Source organism: Bradyrhizobium sp. Arg816 (genome assembly GCF_029989365.1).
Classification (GTDB): domain Bacteria; phylum Pseudomonadota; class Alphaproteobacteria; order Rhizobiales; family Xanthobacteraceae; genus Bradyrhizobium.
Map to the genome: position 1 here is coordinate 224,578 of NZ_JAPRAQ010000009.1, position 25,619 is coordinate 250,196.

At 65.2% G+C, this 25,619-nt stretch carries 31 protein-coding genes; 12 read left to right on the forward strand and 19 right to left on the reverse strand.

The features are described 5' to 3' along the window. The first annotated feature begins 3 nt into the window (after nucleotides 1–3). Nucleotides 4–843, forward strand: coding sequence for an XdhC family protein (locus OWC48_RS23155; RefSeq protein ID WP_282522025.1), 840 nt, complete (start codon nucleotides 4–6; stop codon nucleotides 841–843). Between the two features lie 10 nt (nucleotides 844–853). Continuing rightward, entirely contained in the window at nucleotides 854–1,312 is a 459-nt protein-coding gene (locus OWC48_RS23160; protein WP_282522026.1) for a carbon monoxide dehydrogenase subunit G, read from the forward strand. A gap of 147 nt (nucleotides 1,313–1,459) precedes the next feature. Here OWC48_RS23160 and OWC48_RS23165 read toward each other — a convergent pair whose 3' ends face one another. From OWC48_RS23165 to OWC48_RS23205, 9 genes are all read right to left on the reverse strand, one after another. Beyond that, a complete protein-coding gene (locus OWC48_RS23165) occupies nucleotides 1,460–2,494 on the reverse strand; it encodes an ATP-grasp domain-containing protein (RefSeq protein ID WP_282522027.1) in 1,035 nt (344 codons plus the stop codon). Continuing rightward, nucleotides 2,491–3,519, reverse strand: a complete 1,029-nt coding sequence (locus OWC48_RS23170) for a putative zinc-binding metallopeptidase (RefSeq protein ID WP_282522028.1) — start codon at nucleotides 3,517–3,519, stop codon at nucleotides 2,491–2,493. Before OWC48_RS23170 ends, OWC48_RS23165 begins: the two co-directional genes overlap by 4 nt. Nucleotides 3,520–3,844: 325 nt before the next feature. Next, a complete protein-coding gene (locus OWC48_RS23175) occupies nucleotides 3,845–4,798 on the reverse strand; it encodes a ribose-phosphate pyrophosphokinase (RefSeq protein ID WP_014492003.1) in 954 nt (317 codons plus the stop codon). 183 nt (nucleotides 4,799–4,981) lie between these two features. Further along, nucleotides 4,982–5,605, reverse strand: a complete 624-nt coding sequence (locus OWC48_RS23180) for a hypothetical protein (RefSeq protein WP_282522029.1) — start codon at nucleotides 5,603–5,605, stop codon at nucleotides 4,982–4,984. Between the two features lie 120 nt (nucleotides 5,606–5,725). Beyond that, a complete protein-coding gene (locus tag OWC48_RS23185) occupies nucleotides 5,726–6,658 on the reverse strand; it encodes a MerR family transcriptional regulator (protein ID WP_282522030.1) in 933 nt (310 codons plus the stop codon). Nucleotides 6,659–6,730: 72 nt separating this feature from the next. Continuing rightward, entirely contained in the window at nucleotides 6,731–7,498 is a 768-nt protein-coding gene (gene pgeF / locus OWC48_RS23190; protein ID WP_282522031.1) for a peptidoglycan editing factor PgeF, read from the reverse strand. After that, on the reverse strand, nucleotides 7,495–8,613 hold the full coding sequence (locus tag OWC48_RS23195; protein ID WP_282522032.1) for an SAM-dependent methyltransferase: 1,119 nt from the start codon (nucleotides 8,611–8,613) through the stop codon (nucleotides 7,495–7,497). Before OWC48_RS23195 ends, pgeF begins: the two co-directional genes overlap by 4 nt. Nucleotides 8,614–8,634: 21 nt before the next feature. Then, on the reverse strand, nucleotides 8,635–9,480 hold the full coding sequence (lgt, locus tag OWC48_RS23200) for a prolipoprotein diacylglyceryl transferase (protein WP_282522033.1): 846 nt from the start codon (nucleotides 9,478–9,480) through the stop codon (nucleotides 8,635–8,637). Nucleotides 9,481–9,494: 14 nt separating this feature from the next. Beyond that, nucleotides 9,495–10,226 (reverse strand): dienelactone hydrolase family protein, encoded by a 732-nt coding sequence (locus OWC48_RS23205; RefSeq protein ID WP_282522034.1) that lies wholly within the window; start codon nucleotides 10,224–10,226, stop codon nucleotides 9,495–9,497. 167 nt (nucleotides 10,227–10,393) lie between these two features. On the opposite strand from OWC48_RS23205, the gene OWC48_RS23210 reads away from it, so the two are divergent. From OWC48_RS23210 to ychF, 4 genes are all read left to right on the forward strand, one after another. After that, complete coding sequence (locus OWC48_RS23210; RefSeq protein WP_028151569.1) at nucleotides 10,394–10,645, forward strand: accessory factor UbiK family protein; 252 nt, start codon at nucleotides 10,394–10,396, stop codon at nucleotides 10,643–10,645. A gap of 343 nt (nucleotides 10,646–10,988) precedes the next feature. Then, nucleotides 10,989–11,705, forward strand: a complete 717-nt coding sequence (locus OWC48_RS23215) for a 50S ribosomal protein L25/general stress protein Ctc (RefSeq protein WP_282522035.1) — start codon at nucleotides 10,989–10,991, stop codon at nucleotides 11,703–11,705. A gap of 58 nt (nucleotides 11,706–11,763) precedes the next feature. Next, complete coding sequence (pth, locus tag OWC48_RS23220; protein WP_282522036.1) at nucleotides 11,764–12,369, forward strand: aminoacyl-tRNA hydrolase; 606 nt, start codon at nucleotides 11,764–11,766, stop codon at nucleotides 12,367–12,369. A 54-nt stretch (nucleotides 12,370–12,423) separates the two neighbouring features. After that, complete coding sequence (gene ychF, locus OWC48_RS23225) at nucleotides 12,424–13,521, forward strand: redox-regulated ATPase YchF (protein WP_028151572.1); 1,098 nt, start codon at nucleotides 12,424–12,426, stop codon at nucleotides 13,519–13,521. A gap of 125 nt (nucleotides 13,522–13,646) precedes the next feature. On the opposite strand, the gene OWC48_RS23230 is transcribed toward ychF, so the two are convergent. Continuing rightward, the gene (locus OWC48_RS23230; RefSeq protein ID WP_063985551.1) at nucleotides 13,647–13,943 is read right to left on the reverse strand and encodes a DUF4282 domain-containing protein; all 297 of its coding nucleotides are present in this window, start codon (nucleotides 13,941–13,943) and stop codon (nucleotides 13,647–13,649) included. A gap of 181 nt (nucleotides 13,944–14,124) precedes the next feature. Between OWC48_RS23230 and OWC48_RS23235 the strand changes: the two genes are divergently transcribed. The 3 genes from OWC48_RS23235 to OWC48_RS23245 all read left to right on the forward strand — a co-directional run bounded on the left by OWC48_RS23235 (nucleotide 14,125) and on the right by OWC48_RS23245 (nucleotide 15,442). Next, nucleotides 14,125–14,577 carry a MaoC family dehydratase gene (locus OWC48_RS23235; protein ID WP_282522037.1) on the forward strand — a complete coding sequence of 151 codons (453 nt, stop codon included), beginning with the start codon at nucleotides 14,125–14,127 and terminating at the stop codon, nucleotides 14,575–14,577. Further along, a complete protein-coding gene (locus OWC48_RS23240) occupies nucleotides 14,577–15,056 on the forward strand; it encodes a MaoC family dehydratase (protein WP_282522038.1) in 480 nt (159 codons plus the stop codon). The genes OWC48_RS23235 and OWC48_RS23240 overlap by 1 nt, the downstream gene beginning before the upstream one ends. A gap of 239 nt (nucleotides 15,057–15,295) precedes the next feature. Further along, nucleotides 15,296–15,442, forward strand: a complete 147-nt coding sequence (locus OWC48_RS23245; RefSeq protein WP_166103493.1) for a hypothetical protein — start codon at nucleotides 15,296–15,298, stop codon at nucleotides 15,440–15,442. A 39-nt stretch (nucleotides 15,443–15,481) separates the two neighbouring features. On the opposite strand, the gene OWC48_RS23250 is transcribed toward OWC48_RS23245, so the two are convergent. The 5 genes from OWC48_RS23250 to OWC48_RS23270 all read right to left on the reverse strand — a co-directional run bounded on the left by OWC48_RS23250 (nucleotide 15,482) and on the right by OWC48_RS23270 (nucleotide 19,043). After that, nucleotides 15,482–15,619 carry a hypothetical protein gene (locus OWC48_RS23250; RefSeq protein WP_212484281.1) on the reverse strand — a complete coding sequence of 46 codons (138 nt, stop codon included), beginning with the start codon at nucleotides 15,617–15,619 and terminating at the stop codon, nucleotides 15,482–15,484. A 317-nt stretch (nucleotides 15,620–15,936) separates the two neighbouring features. Beyond that, nucleotides 15,937–16,359, reverse strand: coding sequence for a hypothetical protein (locus OWC48_RS23255; RefSeq protein ID WP_282522039.1), 423 nt, complete (start codon nucleotides 16,357–16,359; stop codon nucleotides 15,937–15,939). Between the two features lie 252 nt (nucleotides 16,360–16,611). After that, nucleotides 16,612–17,535: a hypothetical protein gene (locus tag OWC48_RS23260; protein WP_282522040.1), complete on the reverse strand. Its 924-nt coding sequence runs from the start codon at nucleotides 17,533–17,535 to the stop codon at nucleotides 16,612–16,614. Nucleotides 17,536–17,917: 382 nt separating this feature from the next. Further along, nucleotides 17,918–18,358: a nuclear transport factor 2 family protein gene (locus OWC48_RS23265; protein WP_028158003.1), complete on the reverse strand. Its 441-nt coding sequence runs from the start codon at nucleotides 18,356–18,358 to the stop codon at nucleotides 17,918–17,920. Between the two features lie 232 nt (nucleotides 18,359–18,590). Continuing rightward, entirely contained in the window at nucleotides 18,591–19,043 is a 453-nt protein-coding gene (locus OWC48_RS23270; protein WP_282522041.1) for a nuclear transport factor 2 family protein, read from the reverse strand. A gap of 295 nt (nucleotides 19,044–19,338) precedes the next feature. Here OWC48_RS23270 and OWC48_RS23275 point away from each other — a divergent pair, with 295 nt between their 5' ends. Beyond that, nucleotides 19,339–19,575, forward strand: coding sequence for a hypothetical protein (locus OWC48_RS23275; RefSeq protein WP_282522042.1), 237 nt, complete (start codon nucleotides 19,339–19,341; stop codon nucleotides 19,573–19,575). A gap of 120 nt (nucleotides 19,576–19,695) precedes the next feature. Here OWC48_RS23275 and uvrB read toward each other — a convergent pair whose 3' ends face one another. The 4 genes from uvrB to OWC48_RS23295 form a co-directional block, all read right to left on the reverse strand. Then, nucleotides 19,696–22,656, reverse strand: a complete 2,961-nt coding sequence (gene uvrB, locus OWC48_RS23280; protein ID WP_282522043.1) for an excinuclease ABC subunit UvrB — start codon at nucleotides 22,654–22,656, stop codon at nucleotides 19,696–19,698. A gap of 89 nt (nucleotides 22,657–22,745) precedes the next feature. Further along, nucleotides 22,746–22,973 (reverse strand): hypothetical protein, encoded by a 228-nt coding sequence (locus OWC48_RS23285; RefSeq protein ID WP_282522044.1) that lies wholly within the window; start codon nucleotides 22,971–22,973, stop codon nucleotides 22,746–22,748. A gap of 54 nt (nucleotides 22,974–23,027) precedes the next feature. Next, the gene (locus OWC48_RS23290) at nucleotides 23,028–23,255 is read right to left on the reverse strand and encodes a hypothetical protein (RefSeq protein WP_282522045.1); all 228 of its coding nucleotides are present in this window, start codon (nucleotides 23,253–23,255) and stop codon (nucleotides 23,028–23,030) included. Between the two features lie 124 nt (nucleotides 23,256–23,379). After that, the gene (locus tag OWC48_RS23295; RefSeq protein WP_282522046.1) at nucleotides 23,380–24,297 is read right to left on the reverse strand and encodes a LysR substrate-binding domain-containing protein; all 918 of its coding nucleotides are present in this window, start codon (nucleotides 24,295–24,297) and stop codon (nucleotides 23,380–23,382) included. A gap of 266 nt (nucleotides 24,298–24,563) precedes the next feature. Here OWC48_RS23295 and OWC48_RS23300 point away from each other — a divergent pair, with 266 nt between their 5' ends. Next, a complete protein-coding gene (locus OWC48_RS23300; protein WP_282522047.1) occupies nucleotides 24,564–25,343 on the forward strand; it encodes a sulfite exporter TauE/SafE family protein in 780 nt (259 codons plus the stop codon). Next, nucleotides 25,340–25,570 carry a hypothetical protein gene (locus tag OWC48_RS23305; RefSeq protein ID WP_282522048.1) on the forward strand — a complete coding sequence of 77 codons (231 nt, stop codon included), beginning with the start codon at nucleotides 25,340–25,342 and terminating at the stop codon, nucleotides 25,568–25,570. The genes OWC48_RS23300 and OWC48_RS23305 overlap by 4 nt, the downstream gene beginning before the upstream one ends. Nucleotides 25,571–25,619 lie beyond the last annotated feature (49 nt).

The window sequence follows — 25,619 nt, forward strand, 5'->3', positions numbered from 1 at the left end:
CCGATGACCGCCCATGTCGAAGTACTCGATCTCATTGCGCAGATGAAGGCCGCCGAGCGTGCCTTCGTGCTCGCGACGGTGGTGCGTACGGTGTCGGTGACCGCGGCGAAGGCTGGCGCCAAGGCGATCATTGCCGCCGACGGCACCATCGTCGCGGGTTGGATCGGCGGCGGCTGCGCCAAGGGCGCGGTGCTGAAGGCGGCGCGCGAGGCGCTCGCCGATGGCGAGCCGCGCATGGTCTCGGTGCAGCCGGAAAACCTGCTGGCCGAGCTCGGTGTCAGTGCAGGCGAGAGCCGCGACGGCATCCGCTTTGCCAGCAACATGTGCCCGAGCAAGGGCACGATGGACATCTTTGTCGAGCCGGTGCTGCCGCATCCCTCGCTCGTCATTCTCGGTGCGAGCCCGGTGGCGCTGTCGCTTGCGGCGCAGGCGCGCGTGCTCGGTTATCACGTCACGCTCGCCGCGCCCGCTGCCGATCTCACGGCGCAGCCGGATGTAGACGCGGTCATCGATGGTTATCACCTCAGCGAGCTCAACGACGCAAAGCGCTTCGTCGTGGTCTCGACGCAGGGCAAGGGCGACGAAGTGGCGTTGCGCGCGGCAGTCGCGACCAGGGCCGACTATCACGCCTTCGTCGGCAGCCGCCGCAAGATGGCTTCGCTCCGGGCAAAACTGATCGCGGAAGGCGCCAGTAGCGCCGCGATCGACGATTTCAAAGCGCCGGCCGGGCTCGATCTCGGCGCCATCACGCCGGAGGAGATCGCGATGTCGATCCTCGCCGAGATCACAAGGGAACGCCGGCGTGGCCAGCGCGCGGCCAATCAAACAGCAAGCAGAGAGTGAGACACCGATCATGCAGATGAACGACAGCCAGCGTATTCCCGCCTCGCGTGAACAGGTGTGGGCGGCGCTGAACGATCCCGCTGTGCTGAAGCAGTGCATCCCCGGTTGCCAGTCGCTCGATGTGACCGCGCCGAACGAGATGACGGCGACCGTGGTCTTCAAGGTCGGCCCGGTGAAGGCGACGTTCAGCGGCAAGGTGACGCTGTCCGATCTCGATCCGCCCAACTCCTATCGCATCTCGGGCGAAGGCTCCGGCGGCGTCGCCGGCTTCGCCAGGGGCGGCGCGCTGGTGCGGCTGGAATCCGAGAGTGCCGACGTGACGGTGTTGCATTACGAGGTCGATGCGCAGATCGGCGGCAAGCTCGCGCAGTTGGGAGCGCGGTTGATCAATTCGACCGCGACGAAGCTGGCGGGGGAGTTCTTCAAGTCGTTCGCCGACGTGATGAGCGCGAAGGCCGAGGCAGGCTAGCTGCTGTAGGGTGGGCAAAGCGACTTGTCCGCCGTAGCTCGAAGAGCGAAGGCGGAAGCGTGCCCACCATTCTCTATCGCAAACAAAGACGGTGGGCACGGCGCTTCGCGCCTTTGCCCACCCTACGATAGTCGCGCAAGCCCGCGCTCACCCCAGCGACACCCCAGCTTTGGCCCGGCTTATTCCGAGAGTCAGGATGCGCTGCAGGAGATCCGGATATTTGAGCCCGGCATGTAGAGCCGCCGTGGCGAACTCCTGGCTCTTGGCGATCTCGGGGTTGGGATTGGCTTCGATGAAATACGGCGTCCCGTCGGCGGCGAGACGAAAATCGATCCGCGCGTAGCCGTCGAGGCCAAGCGCTCGGTAGATGCGCTTCGCGGCGCGCTGGATGCGCGCGGTGACTTCGGGCCCAAGGTCCTTCGCCGGCCCGTCGACGATGCCGAGCTTCTCCTGATAGTCGGTGTCGTGCTTGGCTTTCTCCGTGGCGATGTGCCGTGATCTGCGCCCGCCCATGCTGCCGAATTTCAGTTCCCAAACCGGCAGGACGCGTAGCCGGTTGTTGCCGAGCACGCCGACATAGAGCTCGCGCCCCTCGATGAACTGCTCGGCGATCGCGGCGGATTCGACCCGCTCGTGGATGAAGGCGACCCGTTCCGCGAGCTTCTCGTCGGTATCGACGATCGAGGCCTGCGAGATGCCGAACGACCCGTCCATGTTCAGGCTCTTGACGATCAGCGGCAGCGCAAGGCGCGTCGGGCGTTTCACCTTGCGGCGCATCGGGAAGACGGCGAAGGCCGGCGCCGCGATCCGGCGGTGATGCACCAGCGTCTTGGACAAATCCTTGCCGCGCGCCAGGATCAGGCCGCGCGGATTGCACCCGGTATAAGGGACCTTCATCAACTCGAGATAGCTGGCGATGTGCTGGTCGTAGGCAACGTTGTTGTGGAATTCCTCCAGTAACGTGAAGACCACGTGCGGCTTGAACTCCTCGATCGCCTCGCGCACCGGCTTGATTTCGTCCTGCGCGCCGAGGGCGCGAACCTCGTGGCCGGCCGCGCGCAAGGTGCTCACCACGTCGTATTCCGTTTTCCACGCGTTGATTTCCTGCGCGGTGTATCCGTCGCTTGAGTCCGGAGGCATGAAGTCCGGATGCATCAGGACCAGAATGCGTGAGCGTCTCATAGCGCGATCCATTTGCGCCGAGACGGGCCAAACAGCGCGTGCATCGTCTTGGCGGTCACGAGGACGGTGAAATCGAGAACGAGCTTCTGTTCGAGGCCGACGGCGCGCAGGTCGAGCTCACGGCAGCGGGAGATCATATCATCGAGCACGGCATCGAGCGTGAGCTGGTTCTCGCCCGTCCACCGCGCGACCAGTTGCCTGATCTGGGCGCGGTGGCGCCTGATCAGGGCCGAAGCCGGCTTTGAGCGGTGATGCCGTGGATCGGCTGAAAACAGCCTGGAGAGGTCGCGGTCGTAGGTCTTCGGCGGCGTGAAGGCGTAGAACTCCTGCTTCTTCTTGTAATGGTCTTCGAGCGTCTGGCTGAGCCGGCCCAGCGTATCGACACGCTCTCGCGTCGTGATCAGCGGCCGCTTTCCCGCGATCTCGCTCATCAGCTCGTCGACATATTCGAGCTTCTTCAGGGCGGGCCAGCCGGCATATCGCGTCCGCCAGTTCGAGCGCGGCCGCAGCCACACCGCAAAGGTTTCGGCGAAATCTTCATCCGGATGGCTCTGCGCGTACCACAGCCGCAGATGCTGGACGTAGCGCCTGCTGGCAGGATTGGGCCGGTAGTAGCGCGGGTAGTGTTTCGACGACGGGCCGAACAGCTGCTGCCAGCGCCGGCGGCGCTGCAACTGATAGCCGTGCTGCATGGCATGGCCGGCCTCGTGACGGAGGATGGCCATGCACTCGCGCCAGGTCCCGCCCTCGACGTCGAACATCATCTTCTTCTCGAGCTTCATCAGACGGGGATGAGCGAGATAGAACGGGATGGCGATGCCCGGCACATCGCCCGGACTGAACCATTCGCTCGAGATCCATGTATGCGGCCGCAGCCGGATGCCCCGCTCTTCGAGCTCCTCATGGAGCGTGCTGACGCAGTCCTCGAGCCAGGTGCCTTTGACGGTCACCCTCAGGCTGGAGAGGCGCTGCTTGAGCAACTCGTCATCTGACAGCTTCTCCCAGGCAAATTTCCGGCTCGGCATCAGGAATCCAGGGGGCAGAGATGGTTTGGTATCCGGATGATGTCATGGGCGGCAGCCGGCAACAACCCGTGGGGCGGCGTCGTAAGGGACGGACGGCGCTCGCGCTCCCACGACCCGCTCTTGTCCGCCGAAGCCCTGGCGAAGGCGGATGCGGGGCCGCGACGAGCTTCGCTCGCGCTGAGGGGGTTGGGAGAGGGGGAGTCTCCACGGAGGCAGCATCGTAGGGTGGGCAAAGCGCAAGCGTGCCCAGCATCTTCGCGGCAACAAAAAAGGTGGGCACGGCGCTTCGCGCCTTTGCCCACCCTACGGCATCGCGAAACTTAACTTAGTCGAACAGGCTCGACACCGACTCTTCGGCCGCGGTGCGCGCGATGGCGTCCGAGATCAGGCTGGCGATCGGCAGCGTGCGGATGTTCGGAGCCTTGGTCACCGCGTCCGTCGGCAGGATCGAGTCGGTGATCACGAGCTCCTTCAGCTTCGAGCCCGCGATGCGGGCGGCCGCGCCGCCGGAGAGCACGCCGTGGGTGATGTAGGCGTAGACGTCCTTGGCGCCCTTGGCGATCAGCGCGTCGGCCGCGTTCACCAGCGTGCCGCCGGAGTCGACGATGTCGTCGATCAGGATGCAGGTGTAGCCGGCGACGTCGCCGATCACGTTCATGACCTCGGATTCGCCCGCCCTCTCGCGGCGCTTGTCGACGATCGCGAGCGGGGTGTTGATGCGCTTGGCAAGGCCACGTGCACGCGCCACGCCGCCGACGTCAGGCGAGATCACCATCGTCTTGGAGAGGTCGAACTTGTCCTTGATGTCGCGCACCATCAGCGGCGCCGCGTAGAGATTGTCGGTCGGGATGTCGAAGAAGCCCTGGATCTGGCCGGCATGCAGGTCGAGCGTCATGACGCGGTCGACGCCGGCCTGCGTGATCAGGTTGGCGACGAGCTTGGCCGAGATCGGCGTGCGCGAACCCGATTTGCGGTCCTGCCGGGCGTAGCCGAAATAGGGCAGCACCGCGGTGATGCGGCGTGCCGAGGAGCGGCGCAGCGCATCGGTGATGATCAGCAGTTCCATCAGATGGTCGTTGGCGGGGAACGAGGTCGACTGGATGACGAAGGCATCCGAGCCGCGGACGTTCTCCTGGATCTCGACGAAGATCTCCATGTCGGCGAAGCGCCGTACCACCGCCTTGGTCAGCGGCAGGTCGAGGCCTTGCGCGATCGCCTGCGCGAGGGCCGGATTTGAGTTGCCGGCGACAAGCTTGATGGAGCCGTTCTTGGCCGACATGGACGCTTCCTCCCGCGCTTTGCTGGATACGACGTTCAACATCAGAGAATACCCACTGGAAGCACGGTTACGACGGGCGAGGAAATATCAGGCCGGGGGCTGCAATGGCAACCCGGGATGCTACGTTTTCCCTCCGAAATCCTGAGTCCGGCCAACGGTTTGGCCGCAACTTGGGGCCGTGGTTTAGCGGGGGTTATCGCTCGCATAGCCCAGCGCCGAGGCCGGCATCTCGGCCGCCGGAGCCTCCGGGATCACGCTGGCCACCGCCGGTCCCCGCAAGCCGGGAGCAGTGCTCGGCGCGTCCGGCGTGCCGTTGATCATGTTGGAAAGTCCGCTGAATCCGGCCTGGGCGATCTTCCGCAGCACGAGGTCGTCGGCGGCGCCCCAGGGATCGCGGCCGCCCTTGGCGGCGGTCAGTTCCTCGCCTGAGAGGCGCAATGCCCGCTGCTGGTTGGCGTCGTAGACGTCCCAGACCCAGGCGATCACGGTCTTGCCGCGCACGATTTGGGCGGAGAGGTAACTGCGCACGCGATAGGCAGCCGTCCCCTCGCGGGAGACGACGGACAGGCTGCGCAGCTTGGATTCGCTGTCGAGCACGCCGACCATGCGGTCGAACACCTGCGGGGGCGGCCCGTCGATCGATTCGAAGGCCACGGTCGCCCCGGAGCCGGCGCTCGGCGCCATCGCATAGGAGTTGGCGGCACCGCCGCCGCCGGCGCAGCCGCCAAGCGCGGTCGCTACCGCCAGCAACATGACCGCCAGCACGCGCGAACCCGCGCGGCCCAGGATGAATGACGCGTCCCTCATTATGGGGGCAGCGATATCGTTAAAACGCATTAACGTCTAGGGCGGGAATGCTACATCGGCCCTCTGGAGCACATCGCGGCCGGGGCCGGTGGGCGGCCCGGCCGCGATGTGCATGCTCGCTCAGGCTGCCAGATGATGTCGCATCGCAGCCTGGATCCACACCCATTCCCGGTTTGGGCTGGAGTCGGGGGACTGCCCTCTCATGATGGCTACCAGTTCCCAATAGCGGTTCGCGCGAGCATCGTGCCGGACATATTTCGTGCGCATCCAGTTACGGAAGCCGGCGTCGGGCTTCTGGTTCAGCAGGCGAGCCGAGATCTCCAGCCAATCCCGCGCCAGCTCATTGGCTTGCGCGGATGACGGTTCAAGCCCCTGTTCGATGGCTTGCTTCGCCCTGAGCACTATGGCGTCGCTGGCTTCCTGACAGGCCTTCATATCGATGACCTCGCGATCCCAGACATCACCGGCGTTGGCTCGCATATTGGCGATGAAGGAGGGATCGCTCAGGAGGGCTGCAAGCTCGATCCATGCGTCGCATTGCTCAGGCGTTGGCTCGTCGGGCAGTTCCGGGACGGTCGCTTCCACCATCTGGCGGACCCATTCCTGATCGATGTTGATGCCGTCGGACACTCTTTCAAAAAAGCGTTCAACCACGTTGCGTCGTTCCACGCGGGACAGTTGCGTCATGCTCCAAAATCTCCTCAGATCGGCTTCGGTGAGTTGCGGTGATCGCAACGCAGCCCGCAGCGCGGCGGCGACGCGGCGCTGAGCGGCGATCTCCGCCTCCAGCGCTTCGAGCCGTAGCTTCAGAGCCTCGGCAAGCGACAGCTCCTGGCGGAGGACCTCCCGGATCGCATCCAGGCCAAGGCCGGCATCACGGAGACAGCGGATGAGCTCCAGTCGGACGAGTTCGCTATCCGTGAAGACGCGGTAGCCGCTCGCAGTTCGGTCTGCCGGCGGCAACAATCCCTCGTCCGAATAGAAGCGAAGCTTGCGGACCGAGATGCCGCAGAGCCGTGCCGCTTCGCCGATGCTGTAGGTGCGTTGCTTCATTCCGCGTTTCTGCGGTTTCCAGCAGGTGGAGAGTCAAGGCCGTTTTGAAGCAGGAACGAAGCGACGGCCAGCTTACCCCTCGAGCGCTATCGCGTGAATGTGGCGGCCGTAATCCGGCTCCTTGCGATGCACCGAGCGGCGATAGCTGAAGAAGCGCTCGTCGGCATAGGTGTCCAGGCCGAGGTCGTCGATCATCAGGATGCCGGCGGCTTCGAGCCGCTTCCGGATGAAGCCGGCGAGGTCGAACATCGCGTGTCCGGCGCGCACCGACGGGATGAAGAACATGGCGTTGTCCGCGTCCACCTCGATGAAGCGCGCCACGAACTCGTTGCCGACCTCGTAGCTGTCCTGGCGGATCAAGGGGCCGATCGCGGCGATGATCCCGCTGCGCGTGGCGCCGAGCTTCTCCATCGCCGAGATCGTCTGTTCCAGCACGCCGGTCAGCGCGCCCTTCCAGCCGGCATGGGCGCCGCCGATCACGCGCGCGTTGGGATCGACGAACAGCACCGGTCCGCAATCGGCGGTGGAGACGCCGAGCGCGATGCCGGGTGTTGTCGTGACCAGCGCATCGCCCTTCGGCCGCGGCCCGCTCGGCCACGGCGCTTCGGCGACGAGGACATCGGGCGAATGGATCTGGTGCAGGCTGATGAAGCGCTCCGGGGCGACGCCGACATGCTCGGCCATGCGGCGGCGGTTCTCCGCGACATGCGCCGGATCGTCGTTGGAGCCGAGCCCGCCATTGAGCGCCGAATAGATCCCGCCCGAGACGCCGCCCTCGCGGGTGAAGAAGGCGTGGCGCAGGCCGGGCACGGCCGACAGCAGCGACGAAGCAAGCGTCATGAGGCGCCTCCGGCCCGTTCGAGATCGCTGAGGCCGGCGATGCCGGTCAGCCGCGGCTCGGAGATGCCGAGCACCTTGAACATCGAGCCCATGCCGCTGCGCCCGGTATCGGTCAGGCGCTTGAGCGCCACTGAAATGTCGGTCGCAACGTCAGGCGTCGCCTTCTGCATCAGGGCAGCCGCGCGGGTATCGATGCCGACGCGTTTGAGGAAATCACCCTGCGTCACCGGGCCGTGCGCGCGGGCGCCGACATCCTCGGCCGCGCGCGCCAGCGCCTGGAAGTCGACATGGGCGGTGACGTCGGCCTGGCCCGGTGCCTTCAGCGGATCGGTGAAGGTGTGGCGCGCGATCGCCTGGAAGGTGTCGCCGGCATCGCTGCGCAGATGGCCGTAGTCGATGATCAGCGCCGCGCCGTCCTGGTCGCGCACGCGCGTGGCGAGCTTCATGATCTCGCCGTCGGGCCGCCATTCGAACACGGCGCCGACGGGAGCGGCGCGTACCAGAGGCGGCAGCAGCACGTCGAAGCGCGGCGTCGGGTCGGCAGCCGCGCCGAATTGAAGCTTGCCGTTGGGATCGATCTCGATCACGCGCTCGTGCCAGCCGTTCTCGCGCTTCACCATCTGGTGGATCGGCAGCACGTCGAAATATTCGTTGGCGAGGATGATGCTTGGGCCTTCCGGCACGTCGTCGATGCTGTCGTGCCAGGCGATGTTGCGCACGCCCGCCAGCGTCGCACTCTGCCGCTCGCGCAGCACGGGATTGACCTCGACCATGTGGACATGAAGCGCCTGGTAGAGCGGCGGCAACACGCGCAGTGCGCGCAGCGCATCCGCCATCATGGTGCCGCGGCCGGGGCCGAGCTCGATCAGCCGCAGGAATTGCGGCGAGCCCATCTGCTTCCACACCGAGGCGGTCCACAGCCCCAGGAGCTCGCCGAACATCTGGCTGACCTCGGGCGCGGTGGTGAAGTCGCCTTCGCGCCCGAGCGGATCGCGCGAGACGTAATAGCCATAGCGCGGATGCATCAGGCACAGTTCCATGTACCGCCAGACCGGCATGGGCCCTGAGGATTTGATCAGCGCCTTGATCTCGTTGAGTAGCGGCTGTTCGGTCACGGTCTGTCTTCTCGAAAGGAATTAACTGATGGTCCCGGCGGGCTTCGGCGCGCCGCGCCTGACAGCCAATACAATAAGTATGAGGCCTACAATAAGCATCGGGATCGACAACAGCATGCCCATGGTTAATCCGCCCCAGAGGAAGCCGAGCTGGACGTCCGGCTCGCGGAAATGCTCGCCGGCGATGCGGGTCAGGCCATAGATCAGGATGAAGGCGCCGAGGATCATGCCGGGCCGCTTCAGGGCGCCGAAACGGATCATCACCGCGAGCACGGTGAACAGCAGGATGCCCTCCATGCCGGCCTCATAGAGCTGGCTCGGATGGCGCGGCAGCTGCGAGGGATCGTTGGGGAAGATCATCGCCCAGGGTAGGCTGGGGTCGGTGGCGCGGCCCCACAATTCGCCATTGATGAAATTGGCGATGCGTCCGAGCAGCAGCCCGACCGGGGCGACCGCCGTGGTGATGTCGCCCAGCGACAGGATCGAGATGCGGTTGCGATAGGCAAACCACATCACTGCGACGACGCAGCCGAGGAAGCCGCCATGGAAGGACATGCCGCCCTCCCACAATTTGAAGATCGCGGCGGGGTGATCGATGAAGAAGGGCAGATTGTAGAACAGCACATAGCCGGTGCGGCCGCCGAGGATGATGCCGAGCGTGACCCAGAGGATGAAGTCGTCGATCTGCACCAGCGACATCGGCGGGGGGCCGCTCCACAGGCGCTCTTTCTTCAGCAGCGAGCGCGCATAGAGCCAGCCGAACACGATGCCGCTGATATAGGCCAGCGCATACCAGCGGATCGCGAACGGACCGATCTCGATCGCGATCGGCCTGAAGGCGGGAAAGTCGATGAGCAGAAAGGGCATCAGGCCTTCTAGACTTAAACGAGATTGCGGCGATAGAGCGCCAGCAGCCGCTCCCAATGCCGCTCGGCGGCGTCGCGGTCGTAGACCGGACGCTTGGGGAAGGCGAAGCCGTGATGCGTGCCGGGATAGATCTCGACCTCGGCTTTCGCGCCGCTCATGCCCTGTTTGACCTTCTCGATGACCTCGGCGGGCGCGTAGATGTCGGTCTCGGCGCAGGCGAAATAGAGTTCGGCCCTGGTCTTGCCGGCGGCGAGATGCGGGCTGTTGTCTTCGTCGGTCGCCAGATGCGTTCCGTAGATCGAGGCGGCGGCCTTGACGCGGTCGGCAAAGTGCGTGGCCGCGTTGACGGCGTAACGGCCGCTCATGCAATAGCCGACGGTGCCGACGATTTTCGTATTGGCAGCCGCCTGGCCCTCGGCATAGGTGAGCAGGGCCCTGGTATCCTCCATGATCATGGGAATGTTGAGCGAGGCCATGAGCTGGAACATGCGCTTGCGCTCGGGTGCATTCGGATCGGCCGGCAGCGCGCCGAGCTCCATCACGCCGGAGCGGTAATAGAGGTTCGGCAGCATCACGTAATAGCCCGAGGTGGCGAGCCGGCGCGCCATGTCGCGCAGCTCCTCACGGATCGCCGGCGCATCCATGTAGAACAGGATGACCGGAAACGCCCCGCCGCGTTCGGGATGGGTGATGAAGGTTGCGGTGTGGCCGTCCTTGGTGGGAATCGCGATCTGCTGATCGATCATCTCGTGCGCCTTCTGATTCTTGTTATGCAGGGACGTTGAATACGATTGCAAGGAAACCGGGGCATGACAAGGATACCGCCGATCGGCCCTTGAACCGTTTCGCCCGGATTGCCATTGTCTTTTCGCGCGTTCGCGCAAAGTTTATCTGAGGCCGCCAGGAGACCGACATGACCCAGACCAACAACCGGTTTTTCGACGAGATCGGCCGCCTGATGAACGACGCCGCCGGTGCCGCCCAGGGCGTCAAGCGCGAGTTCGACACCGTGATGCGCACCCAGGCCGAGAAATTCCTGCGCGACATGGACCTGGTCAAGCGCGAGGAGTTCGAGGCGGTCAAGGACATGGCCCGCCTCGCCCGCGAGGAGAACGAGGCCCTGAAGGCGCGCATCGTGGCGCTGGAGGCCAAGCTCGGCGGGTAGGGCCGTCGTACGGCGCTCTTCCTTACCCTCCCCTGGAGGGGGAGGGTCGATCGCGCGCAGCGCGAGCGGGGTGGGGTGACAGTCTCGCCGCGTCGAACAGTGCCCGTGGGGAGGGATCACCCCACCCCGGCTCACATTTCGCTGCGCTCAATGTGAGCCGACCCTCCCCCTCCAGGGGAGGGTAAGAGCCCGGGCTGCCCGCCCATTCTCCTTGTCATTTCCGCGTCTTCCGGGTAAAAGCCCGCCAAGTTCACGGCCCCCGCACCCCTGGAGGCTTGCTGTGAGCTATGCCATGGGCCGCGCTGCGGCCCATTAACTTTTGCAAAAACAAGGACTTAACGACATGGCGACGACCGTCAAGGAATTGAAGGCGACCGCACGTCCGAAGAGCGGCAAGGGGGCCGCCCGGGCTGAGCGTCGCGCCGGGAGAGTGCCCGGAGTGATCTATGGTAACAACCAGCCCCCGCTCCCGATCTCGGTTGACGATCGCGAACTGCGCACGCGCATCCTCGCCGGCCGGTTCCTGACCACGCTGGTCGACGTCGAGCTCGACGGCAAGAAGCACCGCGTGATTCCGCGCGACTATCACCTCGATCCGGTCAAGGACTTCCCGATCCATGTCGACTTCATGCGGCTCGGCGAAGGCGCCACCATCCGTATCAGCGTGCCCTTGCACGTGGTGAAGGCCGAAGGTTCGCCCGGCGTGAAGCGCGGCGGCGCTGTCAACATCGTCGCGCATTCGATCGACCTCGAATGCGGCGTCGAGAGCATCCCGCAATTCATCGAGGCTGATGTCGGCTCACTCGAAATCGGTCACTCCCTGCATCTGGCCGACATCAAGCTGCCGGCCGGCGTGAAGGCGCTGACCCGCGAGGACGCGACCCTCGTCACCATCGTGCCGCCGTCCGGCTACGCCGAAGAGCAGAAGGCCGCGGCTGCGGCTGCAGCTCCGGGCGCTGCTGCGGCTGCTCCGGCGGCTGGCGCTGCGGCTCCGGCTGCGGGTGCTGCTGCTCCGGCTGCGGCTGCCAAGGCTCCCGCCGGCGGCGACAAGAAGAAGTAATCTCTCAAAGCCGGCGCGCGATCCTTGATCGCGCGCCGAGCGAGGGGCGCGCCGCGACATGCGACTCTTTGTTGGGCTCGGCAATCCCGGCGCGAAATACGCACGTAACCGGCACAATATCGGCTTCATGGCCGTCGACGAGATCGCGCGGCGGCAGGGCTTTGCGCCATGGCGCCGCAGGTTTCAGGGCGAGACCTCGGAAGGTGCGCTCGGCACTGAGCGCATCATCCTGCTCAAGCCGACGACCTACATGAATGACTCGGGCCGTAGCGTTCAGGAAGCGGCAAGCTTCTTCAAGATCGCGCCCGGCGACGTCACCGTGTTCCACGACGAGCTCGAACTGCCGCCGGGCAAGGTGCGGGTGAAGATCGGCGGCGGCATCGCCGGCCACAACGGCCTGCGCTCGATCTCGGCGCACATCGGCAACGACTATCGCCGGGTCCGGCTCGGCATCGGTCATCCCGGCGTCAAGGAACTGGTGCACGGCCACGTGCTGTCGGACTTTGCCAAGGCCGACAACGACTGGGTGGCGACGCTGTGCGAGGCGGTGGCCGAGCACGCGGCACTGGTTGCCAAGGGCACGGACGCGACCTTCGCCAACAGGGTGCATCTCGCCATGCAGGCGAAGGGCTTTTTGACCAAGGACGAGAACGGCAAGGAATAGGGCGCCGTTTTCTCCGTCAAGCCCGGCCATGACGAATACGGATAGAGGACGACCATGGGATTTAAATGCGGGATCGTCGGGTTGCCCAATGTCGGCAAGTCGACCTTGTTCAATGCGCTGACCGAGACGGCCGCGGCGCAGGCCGCGAACTATCCGTTCTGCACCATCGAGCCGAATGTCGGCGAAGTCGCCGTGCCCGATCCGCGGCTCGACAAGCTCTCGGCCATCGCCAAATCGGCGCAGATCATCCCGACCCGGCTGACCTTCGTCGACATCGCCGGCCTCGTGCGCGGCGCCTCCAAGGGTGAAGGCCTCGGCAACCAGTTCCTCGCCAACATCCGCGAGGTCGATGCCATCGCGCATGTCGTGCGCTGCTTCGAGGATTCCGACATCACGCATGTCGAGGGCAAGATCGCCCCGCTCGCCGACATCGAGACCATCGAGACCGAGCTGATGCTCGCCGACCTCGACAGCCTCGAGAAGCGCGTCGACAACCTCACGAAGAAAGCCAAGGGCAACGACAAGGACGCCAAGGAGCAGCTCGACCTCGTCAACCGCACGCTGGTGCTGCTGCGCGAGGGCAAGCCCGCCCGCCTCGTCGAACGCAAAGCGGAGGAGGAGCGCGCCTTCGGGATGCTCGGCCTGCTGTCGTCGAAGCCCGTGCTCTACGTCTGCAACGTCGAGGAAGGCTCGGCCGCCACGGGCAATTCGTTCTCCAAGGCGGTGGAGGAGCAGGCGGCCAAGGAAGGCGCCGTTGCCGTCGTCATCTCCGCCAAGATCGAATCCGAGATCGCCACCATTTCGCGCGAGGAACGCGCCGACTTCCTGGAGACGCTGGGTCTCGAAGAAGCCGGCCTCGATCGCCTGATCCGTGCCGGCTACACCCTGCTCGACCTCATCACCTATTTCACGGTGGGCCCGAAGGAAGCGCGCGCCTGGACCATCTATCGCGGCACCAAGGCCCCGGGCGCGGCCGGCGTGATCCACACCGACTTCGAGAAGGGTTTTATCCGCGCCGAGACGATTGCGTATGAGGACTATGTCGCGCTGAACGGCGAAGCCGGCGCCCGCGATGCCGGCAAGTTGCGTCTCGAAGGCAAGGAATACGTCGTCGCCGACGGCGACGTGATGCATTTCAGGTTTAATACGTAAGACTCGAAAGAGCGCTCTCGTAGGGTGGCAAAGGCGCATCGCGCCGTGCCCACCATCTATCCAATATAGCGACGGAAGAGGTGGGCACGCTTCGCTTTGCCCACCCTACGGCGCCTACGCCTGCCTCACCGCGCCCCGCCGCCCTGATCGCGGATCGCGCCGAGATGCTCGTTGATGCGGAAGACGATCAGGATCAGCTCCGCGGCGATGCGCGAGAACACGATGCCGACGACGATGCTCGCGATCGACGACAGCAGCACCAGGAAGCCCCCGAACGGGCTGATCGCCATCGTCGCGAGACCGGAGAAGATTCCGGAAAGGCCGAACAGGCAGATCAGCGCGATCACCAGCCAGTAGAAGGTCTTGATGATCGTCGGCGTGATGAAGCGGTCCCATTGAAACAGGTCGCTGAATGAAAACATTGCTCTCCCCAGGGCAAATCGGGACTTCAAATCGGGCCTCGACCGACGGATCCTGGCCCTTGGCTGATCCGACTCAGATCAACGCCGCCGCGTCTTATGTAGCACGAGCCATGCGGGCCAGCGGGTTGAGATTGCCGCAAAGTGCGGCCACAATCTGTCATTTCCGCCAACCAATCCCAAGATGCCCCTGACCTTCGAAGATTTCCCGCCCGGCCGGTTCGGAACATTCGGCCCGCGCCATGTCACCCGCGACGAGATCTTGGCTTTCGCCGCCGAGTTCGATCCACAGCCGATGCACCTCGATGAGGAGGCCGCGGCCAACAGCATGCTGCGCGGCCTGTCCGGCTCGGGCTGGCATCTCTGCTCGCTGATGATGCGGATGATGGCCGATGGCTTCATCACGCGCGCCGCTTCGCTCGGCTCGCCCGGCGTTGACGAGGTGCGCTGGCTGTCGCCCTTGCGGCCCGGCGACGATCTCATGCTCGACGTCGACGTGCTGGAGGCGCGCGCCTCGAAGAGCCGCCCCGAGCTCGGCATCGTCAAGTTCAAATGCACGGTGCGCAATGCCAGGGGCGAGGCGCTGTGCGAAATGACGTCGCCGATCATGATCAAGCGGCGCGAGGGAGCAGTCTGATGCCCTTCTTCGAGGAGATCGAGATCGGTCACCGCCGCGAGATCGGCGCCTATACGTTCACCGCGGAGTCCATCAAGATTTTCGCCGCAAAGTTCGATCCGCAACGCTTCCACCTCGACGAGGAGGAAGGCAAGAACTCGCTGTTCGGCGGGCTCGCCGCCTCGGGCTGGCATGTCGGCTCGGCCGGCATGAGCCTGCTTGTCGCCGACGGCCAGCGTGTGGCGCGTGAGGCCGCTTCGCGCGGCGAGGAGGTCGCGGTGTGGGGCCCGTCGCCGGGCTTTCGCGATCTGCGCTGGATCAGGCCGGTGCTCGCCGGCGACACCGTGGCCTACGTCAACGAAGTCATCGACAAGCGCAGCTCGGCCTCGCGCCTCGGCTGGGGCATTCTGACGGCCCGCACCACCGGCACCAACCAGCGCGGCGAGGAGGTCTATTCCATCACCGCCAGCGCCTTCGTGCCGATGCGGAAGGGCGTGTAATTTAGAATCGATCGAGCCGCGGCTTCCTTAACCTCTCCCCTTAAGAACGGGGAGAGGGAGAAAAGAGAAACCGAGCGAGTGTTGCCTCCGCGCTATGGACGCGATTCCGGGCGGCTGCCATAAGCCCCCGAGATGGCTGGCCCGCGAAGCAGCTGGCGGAACCATCGAGTTGCTAACCAATTATGAACCTGTCGCTGTCTAATTGAAACGAATTGGGCAGAGAACAGGGGACGAGGACCATGGCAGACCGCGGCGCACTCAAGCTGGTGGGATTTATCTTTGCGACCGCGACGCTGGCAGTGATGCTGGTCGCCGGCATGGTGGTGAAGGGCTATGCCGATGGCGGCTACACCCTGGAAGCCTCGACGGTCGACGCGAGCCGTTAAGGGCTCGTTAACTTTTCGCGCCGCCTTCCGGGCCCGCCGTCAGCGGCTATAGACGAACGCCAGCACCGCGATCGCGATCGCCAGCAATCCGACGAAGCGCAGCATGATCGTGCCGAACTGGTTCGGCGCGGGCCGCAGCGGGATAGGGTCCGTATTGTCGGGCCGAATGCTTTCCATCTGAAATGTCCCCAGGCCCGGCCGCAAGGCTGCGGGCGCTTGGCATTGGTCGGCGCCGGGGCGCGGAGGGTTCAAAGGGGATGTTGTCGCCCGCGCGGCGCTCACCAAACCCTCCGTCGTCATGCCCCGCGAAGGCGGGGCATCCAGTACGCCGCGGCTTCTCGGCTCAATCACTGTCGTCTCTGGAATACTGGATCACCCGCTTTCGCGGGTGATGACGCCTGTACAGGAGAGACGGAGTACCGCTTCACTCTCGCGAATCAAAACCGCCGCGCCCCTTGCGGAACGCGGCGGCTGGTGATGCCAGACGTGAGTGATCAGCTGTTGCGCAGGCCGTCGGCGGCGCGCTTCCACTGCGCGACGTTGTCGGCGATCATGCGGGTCGACTTCATCGCGGCCTGGCTGAGCTGGGCATAGCCGGAGATCTCGCGCTGGACGCGCTGGCCTTCGGCATGGAGCAGGTCGCGCAGGCTCTCGAGCTCGGAGATCAGGTTCTCGATCTCGGCGAGCGAGGTGCCGGCGACGCGCTGGATCAGCGAGTTGACGTTGGTGACGGTGGCTTCCGCGCTCGGATCGAGCGGCGGCGCGTCGGTGGTGCCCGATGCCGGCCGGCGCAGATAGGCGATGTCGTTGCGGACGAAGTCACGGATGCCGGCTTCGACTTCCGTCACTGCGGCGAGGTTGTTGTCGACCGTCTCGGTCTCGGTGGATTCGGTCTTTTCCGGACGCATGGCGTTCATCGTTATTCCCCTGTTCGCGTTGAGCGCAGCGCGAGGGTCCCCCGCACGACGAGTTCGGTCATTCGACTAGGGCGTCGGATTTTGACCGCAACTTGGCCGAGATACGGCAAGGGCGGACGATTCGGGGGCTTTGCCGTGGCGTATGGTTACGAGTGTCTGAATGGCCGGGGGTAACGAAGTTCCATCCCCCTCATGGTTCGAGACGCGCGTTCCGAGTTCCTCAGGATGAGGGGAGAGAGTGGAGCGCTTAAGCTACCAGCTCTTCTTGAAGCCCGCCGTCAGGCTCTTGTTGATCGCGCCCTGCGAGGTCTCGCCGACCGAGCCGGAGACGGTGACGTTGTCGAACAGCTTTTGCTCGGCGCCGACCTTGCGCAGCCATTTGTCGTCGGTGGTCGACAGCGACTGGCCGGCGGTGATGCTGGTGCCGGTGTCGGTGAGGGTGACCTTGGCGGTCTGATCCGTCTCGTAGTTGCGCGTGACGTGCCCGCCGACGCCCGGCACCGCGGTGGTGCCCTGCTGGTTGACGCTGTAGCCGTTCTGGAGCGTCAGCGACGTGTCGCTCGACAGCGGCACCGACTTGATCAGCGACGCTCCGATCTTGCTCTGCTCGGCGCCGGGATCGACCCGGGCTTCCACCGCGGTCTTGTCCCAGATCGAGCCGGCGCCCGGCGCGGTCGCCGCCGCCCAGGCGCTGCCGGATGATTGCGGCAGGCTGCCACCATTGGTGGCCTTCTGCGCCAGCAGCTCGGACATCGTCCGCGGCTCGCTCGTCACCGTCATGTCGGCGCCGATGCGGGCGTCCCAGAACGAGGAGACCGACTGCTTCACCGTCACCGCCGAGGAGCCGTTGGCATTCGCGTTCGACGACCAGTTCAGGCCGTCCTTGGCGGCGGCCTGGGCGCGCTTCTTGGCGGCCATGACGTCGTTGCCGGTGCCGGCGTCGACCGCGAGCTGGCTCCAGTCGAGCTTGTCGACGTCGATGCCTTTGAGCACGTCGGGGTCGTTGACGTCGGGGGCCTCGGCGGTCTCTGCGGCCTCGGCCTCATTGTCGGGCGCGGCCGCGGCGGGAGAGAACGGCGGAATGATCTGCGCCGAGACCGTCAGAACCGAGCCTAAAATGAATGTGGCCGCCAGCACCGGCAGCCTGGTCCAGCCAAAACCTGTCGAGAATTCCATCGTCCTGCCCGCGAGCCCAACGCATGCTTGCCGCCACTATAGTGTGGCCTTCGGTGATGACCATGCGCCATTCGGTCCGCTCAACACATGGTGATCTATCGTTGCGAAATTGTGGCGGCTCGCCTCGGCCACAGCATGATCCGGACCCGAAGGGCCGCGCCAGCGCAAAGCGTGCAGCGGTTTTCCCTCGCGACAAACGCGGAACGCGTTTGCGCGGAGATATGCTCAAACAACAAAAATAACGAACCAACGGGCCGCGCGAAAGGCGCGCGCCCGATGACGAGCTTCGCCACGACGACATCCGGCGGGGCTGGAGGCCAGGACGCGGGTCGGGCGAGCATCAATCATCGGTCCCGGCAAGGGGGGCCCGTTGGCGTCCCCCTCAGCCGACGCGGGTCATCTTCGGCAGATGAATGGCGCGGCCGAGTGCCTGTTCGACCAGATCGAAGGTGTCGACCAGCACGCGCATGCTGATCAGCTTGCCCGCCCTGAACTGGGCGAACTGCGCGACCCGCAAGCTGATCGGCTTGTCGGAGTCCAGCGCGGTCAGCGAATAGCGCAGCATCGAGGCGGCGGAATCCACGCCGAGCATGATGCTCTCGCGGTCGAAGCGGCGGACACGGAAATTGTCGGCGAGCTGGCGGATGACGTCGAGCACGGCGTCCCGGCCCTGGCGCGCGCCGAGGAACGGAAACATGTCGATCGGGCCGTAGATCGCCCACTCGACGTCCTCGTCGATCAGGGACTCGATGTCACTGAAATCCCGGTCGTTCACCGCGCGGTGCAACGCGCGCGAGAAACGCCAGAGGCTGTGCTCTGTCATTTGGGGGCGTCCTGAAGCTGGCTTGCAGAAAAAAACGGAAAACAACCCCATGCACAGCAATGTGCCCCGGGGCCGCTCAACTCATTTGTATACGAATAAAATACGCAACTTCGGCCAAAACGCAATTCACGTTTTTGCAATGCACAATTGATGCGGCTTTGTGAGATTTACAACAGAACCCCGTAATCTCCCGGTCTCTGCTTCACCTCTGCCCGTAAGAAAGGAAGAAGGGTCATCCCCCGTCGGCCCGCGCGCCCACGATCAGCGGCCCGATCTCCCGCTCCAGCACCTGCTGCACCAGATCATAGGAATCGATGATCTCGCGGATCTGCGCCACCAGTCCGCCCCGGAAGCTATAGAACACCGCCATGTCGAACTGCACGACGCGATCGTTGCTGCGCTTCTTGAAGTAGGTGTGCAGGTAGGTCGCGACCTCGTCGCCGTCGGCGAGGATGTGCGGCGCCTTGTAGCGGATTTCGGAATAGCGCGACCAGACCGTCTGCCACAGCGCACGCAATTCGGCCTTGCCGTGGCGCGGCACCATGTGCGGCAGCACGTCGATCGGCGCGTGGGTGAGAAAGTCGACGTCGTCGGTGCAGCACGACAGCGCGGCCTCGATATCGCCGCGCCCAAAACTGTCCAGCAGATGCAGCACGCGTTGCCTGTTCAGCGATTCAACCGTCATGCCGCTCCCGCCCTCGTGGAGTGTGGAATGCAAACGCCGATGCGGGCTCTGCGGGTCCATCAATCCGCAAAAACACAGGCGTCCGGATCATATGACGCGCAGATGCAATACCGGGTTCATGATATGCAATTAACGGTTGCGTTTATGGTCGCCTGCACGAATTCAAGCGGATTTTCGTGGCCCCCGATGACGCCGCATGCAAACCGGCGGGCGCGCCCCGCCATGCACGGCGCACTGGAACCCGCGCCCATCGGTGCTCGTTGAGACGCCGAAAACTGATCCGGAGACATCGATCATGAAATCCCCGCTTCTCACCGTCGCCGCAGCACTTCTGATGCTGGGCGCGACCTCCGCCGCCAACGCCAAGGGCTGCATCAAGGGCGCCGTCGTCGGCGGCGTCGCCGGCCATTATGCCGGCCATCACGGCGTCCTGGGCGCCGCCGCCGGCTGCCTCTACGGCAGGCATCACGCCAAGGAGCAGGACAAGCAGCAGCAACAGCAGGGCCAGGTGAACGGGCAGGGGAAGTTGTAGGCGCGAACGGCACCACATGCTCCCTCGTCATTCCGGGGTGCCGCAAAGCGGCGAGCTATGACGCGCAATTGCGCATCTGAGAATCCATAGCCCCGACAAGCGCGGACGACACTCCGTCGTCTACCTCTTCTTCCACCCGCCCCGCCGTCCCGGCTGCCCGCCTGTCGACTTCGGCGCCGGCCCGAACTCCGGCCCCGACTGCCGTGAGTCCGTCGGCTGGATGATCCGGCTCGTGCTGCCGAACGGCTTTGCCGGCAGGCTCGCGTTCTCGCGATAGGGCAACGACTCCGGCCCGTGCATCTCGTCGAGATGTGGCTTGTGCACTTTCGAGCCGCTGCCGCCGCCGCTGGCTTTCAGCGCGGAGCTCACGGTTTTCTTCTTCATCGCGCTGACGGGCAGGTTGGCGGCGTCGCCATACTTCTTGGTGCCGGCGTAGGCGCCGGCCTTGCCCTGCACCGTGCGCTGCTTGACGGTGGGGTCGTCGACCACTGCGAGCTCGGTGGCGCGCAGGCGCTTGACTTCGTCGCGGAGGCGGGCGGCTTCCTCGAAGTTCAGATCGGCTGCGGCCTCGCGCATGCGGGTTTCGAGATCGGCGAGCACGGCTTCGAAATTGTGGCCGATCGAGATGACGTCGTCGGTCATGTCGTGGCCGCCGACCTCGACCAGCACGTGGTCGCGCTCGTAGACGGAGTTGAGGATGTCGCCGATCTGCTTCTTCACGCTCTCCGGCGTGATGCCGTTGGCGGTGTTGTACTCGACCTGCTTTTCGCGGCGGCGGTTGGTTTCCGCGATCGCGCGCTCCATCGAGCCCGTCATCTGGTCGGCATAGAGGATCACCTTGCCGTCGACGTTGCGCGCGGCGCGGCCGATGGTCTGGATCAGCGAGGTCTCGCTGCGCAGAAAACCTTCCTTGTCGGCGTCCAGGATCGCGACCAGCGCGCATTCGGGAATGTCGAGGCCTTCGCGGAGCAGGTTGATGCCGACCAGCGCGTCGAACGCGCCGAGGCGGAGGTCCCTGATGATCTCGATGCGCTCGATGGTGTCGATATCGCTGTGCATGTAGCGGACGCGGATGCCCTGCTCATGCAGATATTCGGTAAGGTCCTCCGCCATGCGTTTCGTCAGCACGGTGATCAGCGAGCGATAGCCGGCCTGGGCTGTGGCGCGGACCTCGCCGACGAGATCGTCGACCTGGGTGCGGGCGGGGCGGATATTAACGGGAGGATCAATAAGGCCCGTCGGTCGGATCACCTGCTCGACGAACACGCCGCCGCTCTCGTTCAGCTCCCAGCCGCTCGGCGTCGCCGACACCGCGACCGTCTGCGGCCGCATCATGTCCCATTCCTCGAAGCGGAGCGGGCGGTTGTCCATGCACGAGGGCAGGCGGAAACCGTATTCGGCCAACGTCGCCTTGCGGCGGAAGTCGCCGCGGAACATGCCGCCGATCTGCGGCACGGTGACGTGGCTCTCGTCGGCGAACACCAGCGCGTTGTCGGGGACGTATTCGAACAGCGTCGGTGGCGGCTCGCCGGGCAGGCGCCCGGTGAGATAGCGCGAATAGTTCTCGATGCCGGCGCAGCTTCCGGTCGCCTCCATCATCTCGAGATCGAAGGTGGTGCGCTGCTCCAGTCGTTGCGCCTCCAGCAGGCGGCCCTGGTCGTGGAGCTGGTCGAGCCGCTGCTTCAGCTCCGATTTGATCGACTTGATCGCCTGCACCAGCGTCGGGCGCGGCGTCACATAGTGCGAGTTGGCGTACATCTTGATGAATTCGAGCTCGTCCTGCTTGTGGCCGGTGAGCGGATCGAACTCCTCGATGGTCTCGATGGTGTCGCCGAACAGGTTTACGCGCCAGGCGCGGTCCTCATAGTGCGCCGGGAAGATGTCGATAACGTCGCCGCGCACGCGAAACGTGCCGCGGGTAAAATCGGCCTGGGTGCGCTTGTACTGGAGGGCGACGAGGTCGGCGATCAGCTGGCGCTGGTCGATGCGCTCGCCCTTCTTCAGCGCGAAGGTCATTGCGGTGTAGGTCTCGACCGAGCCGATACCGTAGATGCAGGACACCGACGCCACGATGATGACGTCGTCGCGTTCGAGCAGCGCGCGCGTCGCGGAGTGGCGCATGCGGTCGATCTGCTCGTTGATCGAAGAATCCTTTTCGATGTAGGTGTCCGTGCGCGGAACGTAGGCCTCCGGCTGGTAGTAGTCGTAATAGCTGACGAAATACTCGACTGCGTTGTCGGGGAAGAAGCTCTTGAACTCGCCATAGAGCTGGGCGGCGAGCGTCTTGTTCGGCGCCAGGATGATGGCGGGCCGCTGCGTCGCCTCGATCACCTTGGCCATGGTGTAGGTCTTGCCGCTTCCGGTGACGCCGAGCAGCACCTGCGAGCGGTCGTTACGCTCTATGCCTTCGACCAGTTCCGCGATCGCGGTCGGCTGGTCGCCGCGCGGCTGGTAGGGCGATTTGATCTCGAAGCGCACGCCGCCTTCGGACTTCTCCGGGCGCGGCGGCCGGTGCGGGGTCCACACTTTCGTGGAGCCGTCGTCCTTGCGGAACTCAGGCCGGCCCTCGCGGATCAGCGACTCCAGCGCATCCGCGGTCGCCTTGACGCCGAGCGCCTCCATCTTGGTGCGCGGCGGACGCGCCAGCGCCTCGGCATCGTCCTCCTCGGTAGGCAGACCGAGCTGTCGCGCCAGTTCCGGATCGAGGGTCGGGATCGTGGCCGCGGTGCCGTAATTGGCCTGCGGCGCCTCGTCGAAACCGCCGCTCTCCGAAGCGCGCGCCCCCGGTGGCTGCGGGTTGGGACGAAGCGGCATCGGTCGCGTCGTATCCTGTGGAAACTCCTTCGGCGTCGAGGCGCGTGCCCGATGCGCGGCAGCCTCGCCCCCGGCGCGGCGGTCGCGCGAATTGTCCGGCGGCGGCTGCAGCCCGGTGCCCGATCCAAGCCCGGCATCGCCGCGATTGATCGCGGGATTCAGAAGTTCGGCCAACGCCGGCCCGATCGGCTGCACGTCGGGCCGATGGGCCTTCGAGTTCGGAGCTTTGGATTTGGGGGATTTCGGGGGAGCAGGTTTCTTCGCCATGCCCCGAATATGGGACGAGTCCGGCCTTCAGAAAAGGGCGAATGCTCGTCCGTGCTCAGGCTGCTGACAGCAGGTTGGCAGCAGCCTCTTTAAGCCGCCGGCGGCGGGGCCTCGTCGTCGCTCGCCCGGTGCGGCTCGAGGATGTCGAGATGGATCCCGCCGCAATCGGTGCAGCGCATGGTCCAGTACTCGCATCCGGCGCGGCCGCCGATCACACGAAGCACCGCGAGGTCGCCGTCGCATTCGGGACATTTCGACAGCACATTGCGGGCATAAATCCTCGGCCGCGGCGTGTCTTCGAATTCGATGACTGACATGACCGGTTCCCCCTTTATGCTGCGCTGTCCCCTGGTTCGCTTGGAGTCCCGCGCTTATTCGTCGTCGCTGTCGTCGGCCCGCCGGCGGAAGCGGTCGATGTGGTGCTTGGCATCGGCGATCGCCGCGTTCTGATCAGGCCAGGCGAAACCGACTTCCATCGCCGGAAACAGCACGCCATCGATAGCGAGGGGGCTGAGATCGGCGCGGCGGATACGGGCATGCCAGAGGCCTTTGCCGGCCTCGAAGGATTCGATGTCAAAACCGTCGTAGAGGGTCGTCATTGTAGTCCCCAAATGTTCCGTAAGTGTCTTGTTGAAGGGTCAGGGGACCACGTTTGGCGGGTTCAGTATGTGAAGCCATTCACAAGCGGCCGGCTTTTTTGCCCAAGGCCTCGTGGAACGGGTGTCAGTTCCGTGGCGCGGCGCGGCCGATCCGCCTGACGGGGCGTGCGGCGGGCTCTGAGGCCGCCCGCATGATCCAGCGCCGGAACGCGGCGAAGTCGCGCTGCTCGGTCTGAAAACTGCGATACAGCAGGTACCAGCGCATGCCCTTAGGAACCGAGAGATCGAACGGCGCGACCAGCCGGCCGGCGGCGAGATCGTCGTCGATATAGGGCCGGATGCCCATGGCGATGCCGAGGCCGTCGGCGGCGGCCTGGAGCGCCTGGCCGTAGAACTGGAATTCCGGTCCGCGCGCGTTGATGCGGGTGAGGTTCGCGGCCTTGAGCCAGATCGGCCAATCCTCCGGCGAATGCGTGACGCGGATCAGGCCCGGCCCTTTGAGGTCGGCGGGCCGCTTCAGGCCGGTGGCGAGGCGAGGCACGCAGACCGGCGTGAGGTCGCCGGCGAATAGCGGCTCCGCGACCAGGCCGGGCCAGTCGCCGGTGCCGAGCTTGATGCCGCAACTCCAGTCCTCGCCGAATGGGACCTCGGCACCGCCGGTGGTGAAGCGCACCTCGATGTCGGGCTCCTCGCTGCGAAATTCCGACAGCCGCGGGATCAGCCAGCGCATCGCAAAGGTGTGGCCGACACCGATGGTGAGCACGCGGACGCTGGAGGGAGCCGTCACCTGCGCGGTGAGGCTTGCCAGCGCATCGAAGATCGGCGTCAGCCCGCTTTGATAGGCGCGGCCTGCCTGCGTCAGCACGAGCTTGTTGGCCTTGCGCTCGAACAGCGCGACGCCGAGACGTTCCTCCAGCAGATGCACCATCCGGCTGACGGCCGCCGCCGACACGCTGAGCTCGAGCCCGGCCGCGGCAAAGCTGCCGGTCCGCGCCGCCGCCTCGAATGCCTTGATGCCGTTGAGAAACAGCAACCGCCGCAAATGACCTACCCTCAGGAAAGCTGATGCAAGGCCAAGATAACTCAGTTTGCGAAGCCAGGGCAAGCGAGGCACGTTCTTCTTCGCCTCTCCCCGCGTGTGGGGAGAGGCCGACACGCGAAGCGTGCGGGTGAGGGGGAGTCTCCACGAGTCGAACTGCCGCAGTCCCCGCGGAGACTCCCCCTCACCCCTCCCTCTCCCCGCGGGCGGGGCGAGGGAGTGAAACAGCGTACGTCCCTGACTTGAACCGTGCCCCAGGAGAATCTCTCGTGACGCCCATCATGATCGCTGCCCTTGGATTGCTGATGGTCGCCACCGCGTTCCTGTCGGGGCTGTTCGGCATGGCGGGCGGGCTGATCCTGATCGGCGTGCTGCTGGCGCTGATGCCGTTGCCGACGGCGATGGTGCTGCATGCGATCACGCAGATGGCCTCGAATGGCTGGCGCGCGTTTCTGTGGCGCGCGCATATCCGCTGGCGGCCGGTCGCGAACTACATGGTCGGCGCTGCCATCGCGCTCGCGGCCTGGTCGCTCACCCGCTATGTGCCGGACAAGCCGATGGCGCTGCTGCTGCTCGGCATCACCCCGTTCATGGCGCGGCTGCTGCCGTCGAACATCAAGCCGGATCCTGATAGGCTCTGGCAGGGCACCGTCTATGGTACGATCTGCATGGGCTTGATGCTGATGACCGGCGTGTCGGGACCGCTGCTCGACACCTTCTTTCTCGGCGGCGATTTCGGCCGGCGCGAGAAGGTTGCGACGAAGGCGATGTGCCAGCTCGTCAGCCATTTCACCAAGCTCGTCTATTTCGGTGGCATCATCGACCAGGCCGCGAGCCTCGATCCCGTGCTCGCCGGCGTCGCGATCGCAGCCTCGATGCTCGGCACCACGCTGGCGCGGCGCATCCTCGAAGCCATGACCGACCAGCAATTCGTGGCCTGGTCGAACAAGCTGATCACCACCATCGCCTGCTACTACGTCGCCTATGGCGGCTGGCTCCTGCTTCGGACCCCGGTGCTGGCGGCCTTCGACAAGGGAGGTTTGCAATGAGCGGCAACGCCGATCCTCTGGTGCTGGACTTCGTCGAATGGGTCGCGCGCGAGCCGCGCGCCTATGCCGAGGTGATCGCGACCTGGAAGACCTCGTGCCCGCGCCTCACCATCTGGGAAGACGCCGCCGAGCAGGGCTACGTCACCCGCGAAACGATTGCAGGCGTGGGGCTGATCATCGCGGTGACGACGGACGGCGAGAGGCTGCTTCGAACGAACGGGCGGTGACACACACCTCCGCCTCGACAACGTCATTGCGAGCGCAAGCGAAGCAATC

Bases quoted from the DNA above. Each gene is read 5' to 3' on its own strand.
- OWC48_RS23270 (WP_282522041.1), bottom strand. From the start codon at position 19,043: ATGACGGTTGAATCGCTGAACAGGCAACGCGTGCTGCATCTGCTGGAC.
- pth (WP_282522036.1), top strand. From the start codon at position 11,764: ATGCGACTCTTTGTTGGGCTCGGCAATCCCGGCGCGAAATACGCACGT.
- OWC48_RS23245 (WP_166103493.1), top strand. From the start codon at position 15,296: ATGGCAGACCGCGGCGCACTCAAGCTGGTGGGATTTATCTTTGCGACC.
- lgt (WP_282522033.1), bottom strand. From the start codon at position 9,480: ATGCCCTTTCTGCTCATCGACTTTCCCGCCTTCAGGCCGATCGCGATC.
- OWC48_RS23165 (WP_282522027.1), bottom strand. From the start codon at position 2,494: ATGAGACGCTCACGCATTCTGGTCCTGATGCATCCGGACTTCATGCCT.
- pgeF (WP_282522031.1), bottom strand. From the start codon at position 7,498: ATGACGCTTGCTTCGTCGCTGCTGTCGGCCGTGCCCGGCCTGCGCCAC.
- OWC48_RS23170 (WP_282522028.1), bottom strand. From the start codon at position 3,519: ATGCCGAGCCGGAAATTTGCCTGGGAGAAGCTGTCAGATGACGAGTTG.
- OWC48_RS23210 (WP_028151569.1), top strand. From the start codon at position 10,394: ATGACCCAGACCAACAACCGGTTTTTCGACGAGATCGGCCGCCTGATG.
- OWC48_RS23160 (WP_282522026.1), top strand. From the start codon at position 854: ATGCAGATGAACGACAGCCAGCGTATTCCCGCCTCGCGTGAACAGGTG.
- OWC48_RS23185 (WP_282522030.1), bottom strand. From the start codon at position 6,658: ATGAAGCAACGCACCTACAGCATCGGCGAAGCGGCACGGCTCTGCGGC.
- OWC48_RS23155 (WP_282522025.1), top strand. From the start codon at position 4: ATGACCGCCCATGTCGAAGTACTCGATCTCATTGCGCAGATGAAGGCC.
- OWC48_RS23205 (WP_282522034.1), bottom strand. From the start codon at position 10,226: ATGATCGATCAGCAGATCGCGATTCCCACCAAGGACGGCCACACCGCA.
- OWC48_RS23305 (WP_282522048.1), top strand. From the start codon at position 25,340: ATGAGCGGCAACGCCGATCCTCTGGTGCTGGACTTCGTCGAATGGGTC.
- OWC48_RS23275 (WP_282522042.1), top strand. From the start codon at position 19,339: ATGAAATCCCCGCTTCTCACCGTCGCCGCAGCACTTCTGATGCTGGGC.
- OWC48_RS23235 (WP_282522037.1), top strand. From the start codon at position 14,125: ATGCCCCTGACCTTCGAAGATTTCCCGCCCGGCCGGTTCGGAACATTC.
- OWC48_RS23230 (WP_063985551.1), bottom strand. From the start codon at position 13,943: ATGTTTTCATTCAGCGACCTGTTTCAATGGGACCGCTTCATCACGCCG.
- OWC48_RS23265 (WP_028158003.1), bottom strand. From the start codon at position 18,358: ATGACAGAGCACAGCCTCTGGCGTTTCTCGCGCGCGTTGCACCGCGCG.
- OWC48_RS23175 (WP_014492003.1), bottom strand. From the start codon at position 4,798: ATGTCGGCCAAGAACGGCTCCATCAAGCTTGTCGCCGGCAACTCAAAT.
- ychF (WP_028151572.1), top strand. From the start codon at position 12,424: ATGGGATTTAAATGCGGGATCGTCGGGTTGCCCAATGTCGGCAAGTCG.
- OWC48_RS23215 (WP_282522035.1), top strand. From the start codon at position 10,989: ATGGCGACGACCGTCAAGGAATTGAAGGCGACCGCACGTCCGAAGAGC.
- OWC48_RS23285 (WP_282522044.1), bottom strand. From the start codon at position 22,973: ATGTCAGTCATCGAATTCGAAGACACGCCGCGGCCGAGGATTTATGCC.
- OWC48_RS23260 (WP_282522040.1), bottom strand. From the start codon at position 17,535: ATGGAATTCTCGACAGGTTTTGGCTGGACCAGGCTGCCGGTGCTGGCG.
- OWC48_RS23255 (WP_282522039.1), bottom strand. From the start codon at position 16,359: ATGAACGCCATGCGTCCGGAAAAGACCGAATCCACCGAGACCGAGACG.
- uvrB (WP_282522043.1), bottom strand. From the start codon at position 22,656: ATGGCGAAGAAACCTGCTCCCCCGAAATCCCCCAAATCCAAAGCTCCG.
- OWC48_RS23180 (WP_282522029.1), bottom strand. From the start codon at position 5,605: ATGAGGGACGCGTCATTCATCCTGGGCCGCGCGGGTTCGCGCGTGCTG.
- OWC48_RS23250 (WP_212484281.1), bottom strand. From the start codon at position 15,619: ATGGAAAGCATTCGGCCCGACAATACGGACCCTATCCCGCTGCGGCCC.
- OWC48_RS23240 (WP_282522038.1), top strand. From the start codon at position 14,577: ATGCCCTTCTTCGAGGAGATCGAGATCGGTCACCGCCGCGAGATCGGC.
- OWC48_RS23290 (WP_282522045.1), bottom strand. From the start codon at position 23,255: ATGACGACCCTCTACGACGGTTTTGACATCGAATCCTTCGAGGCCGGC.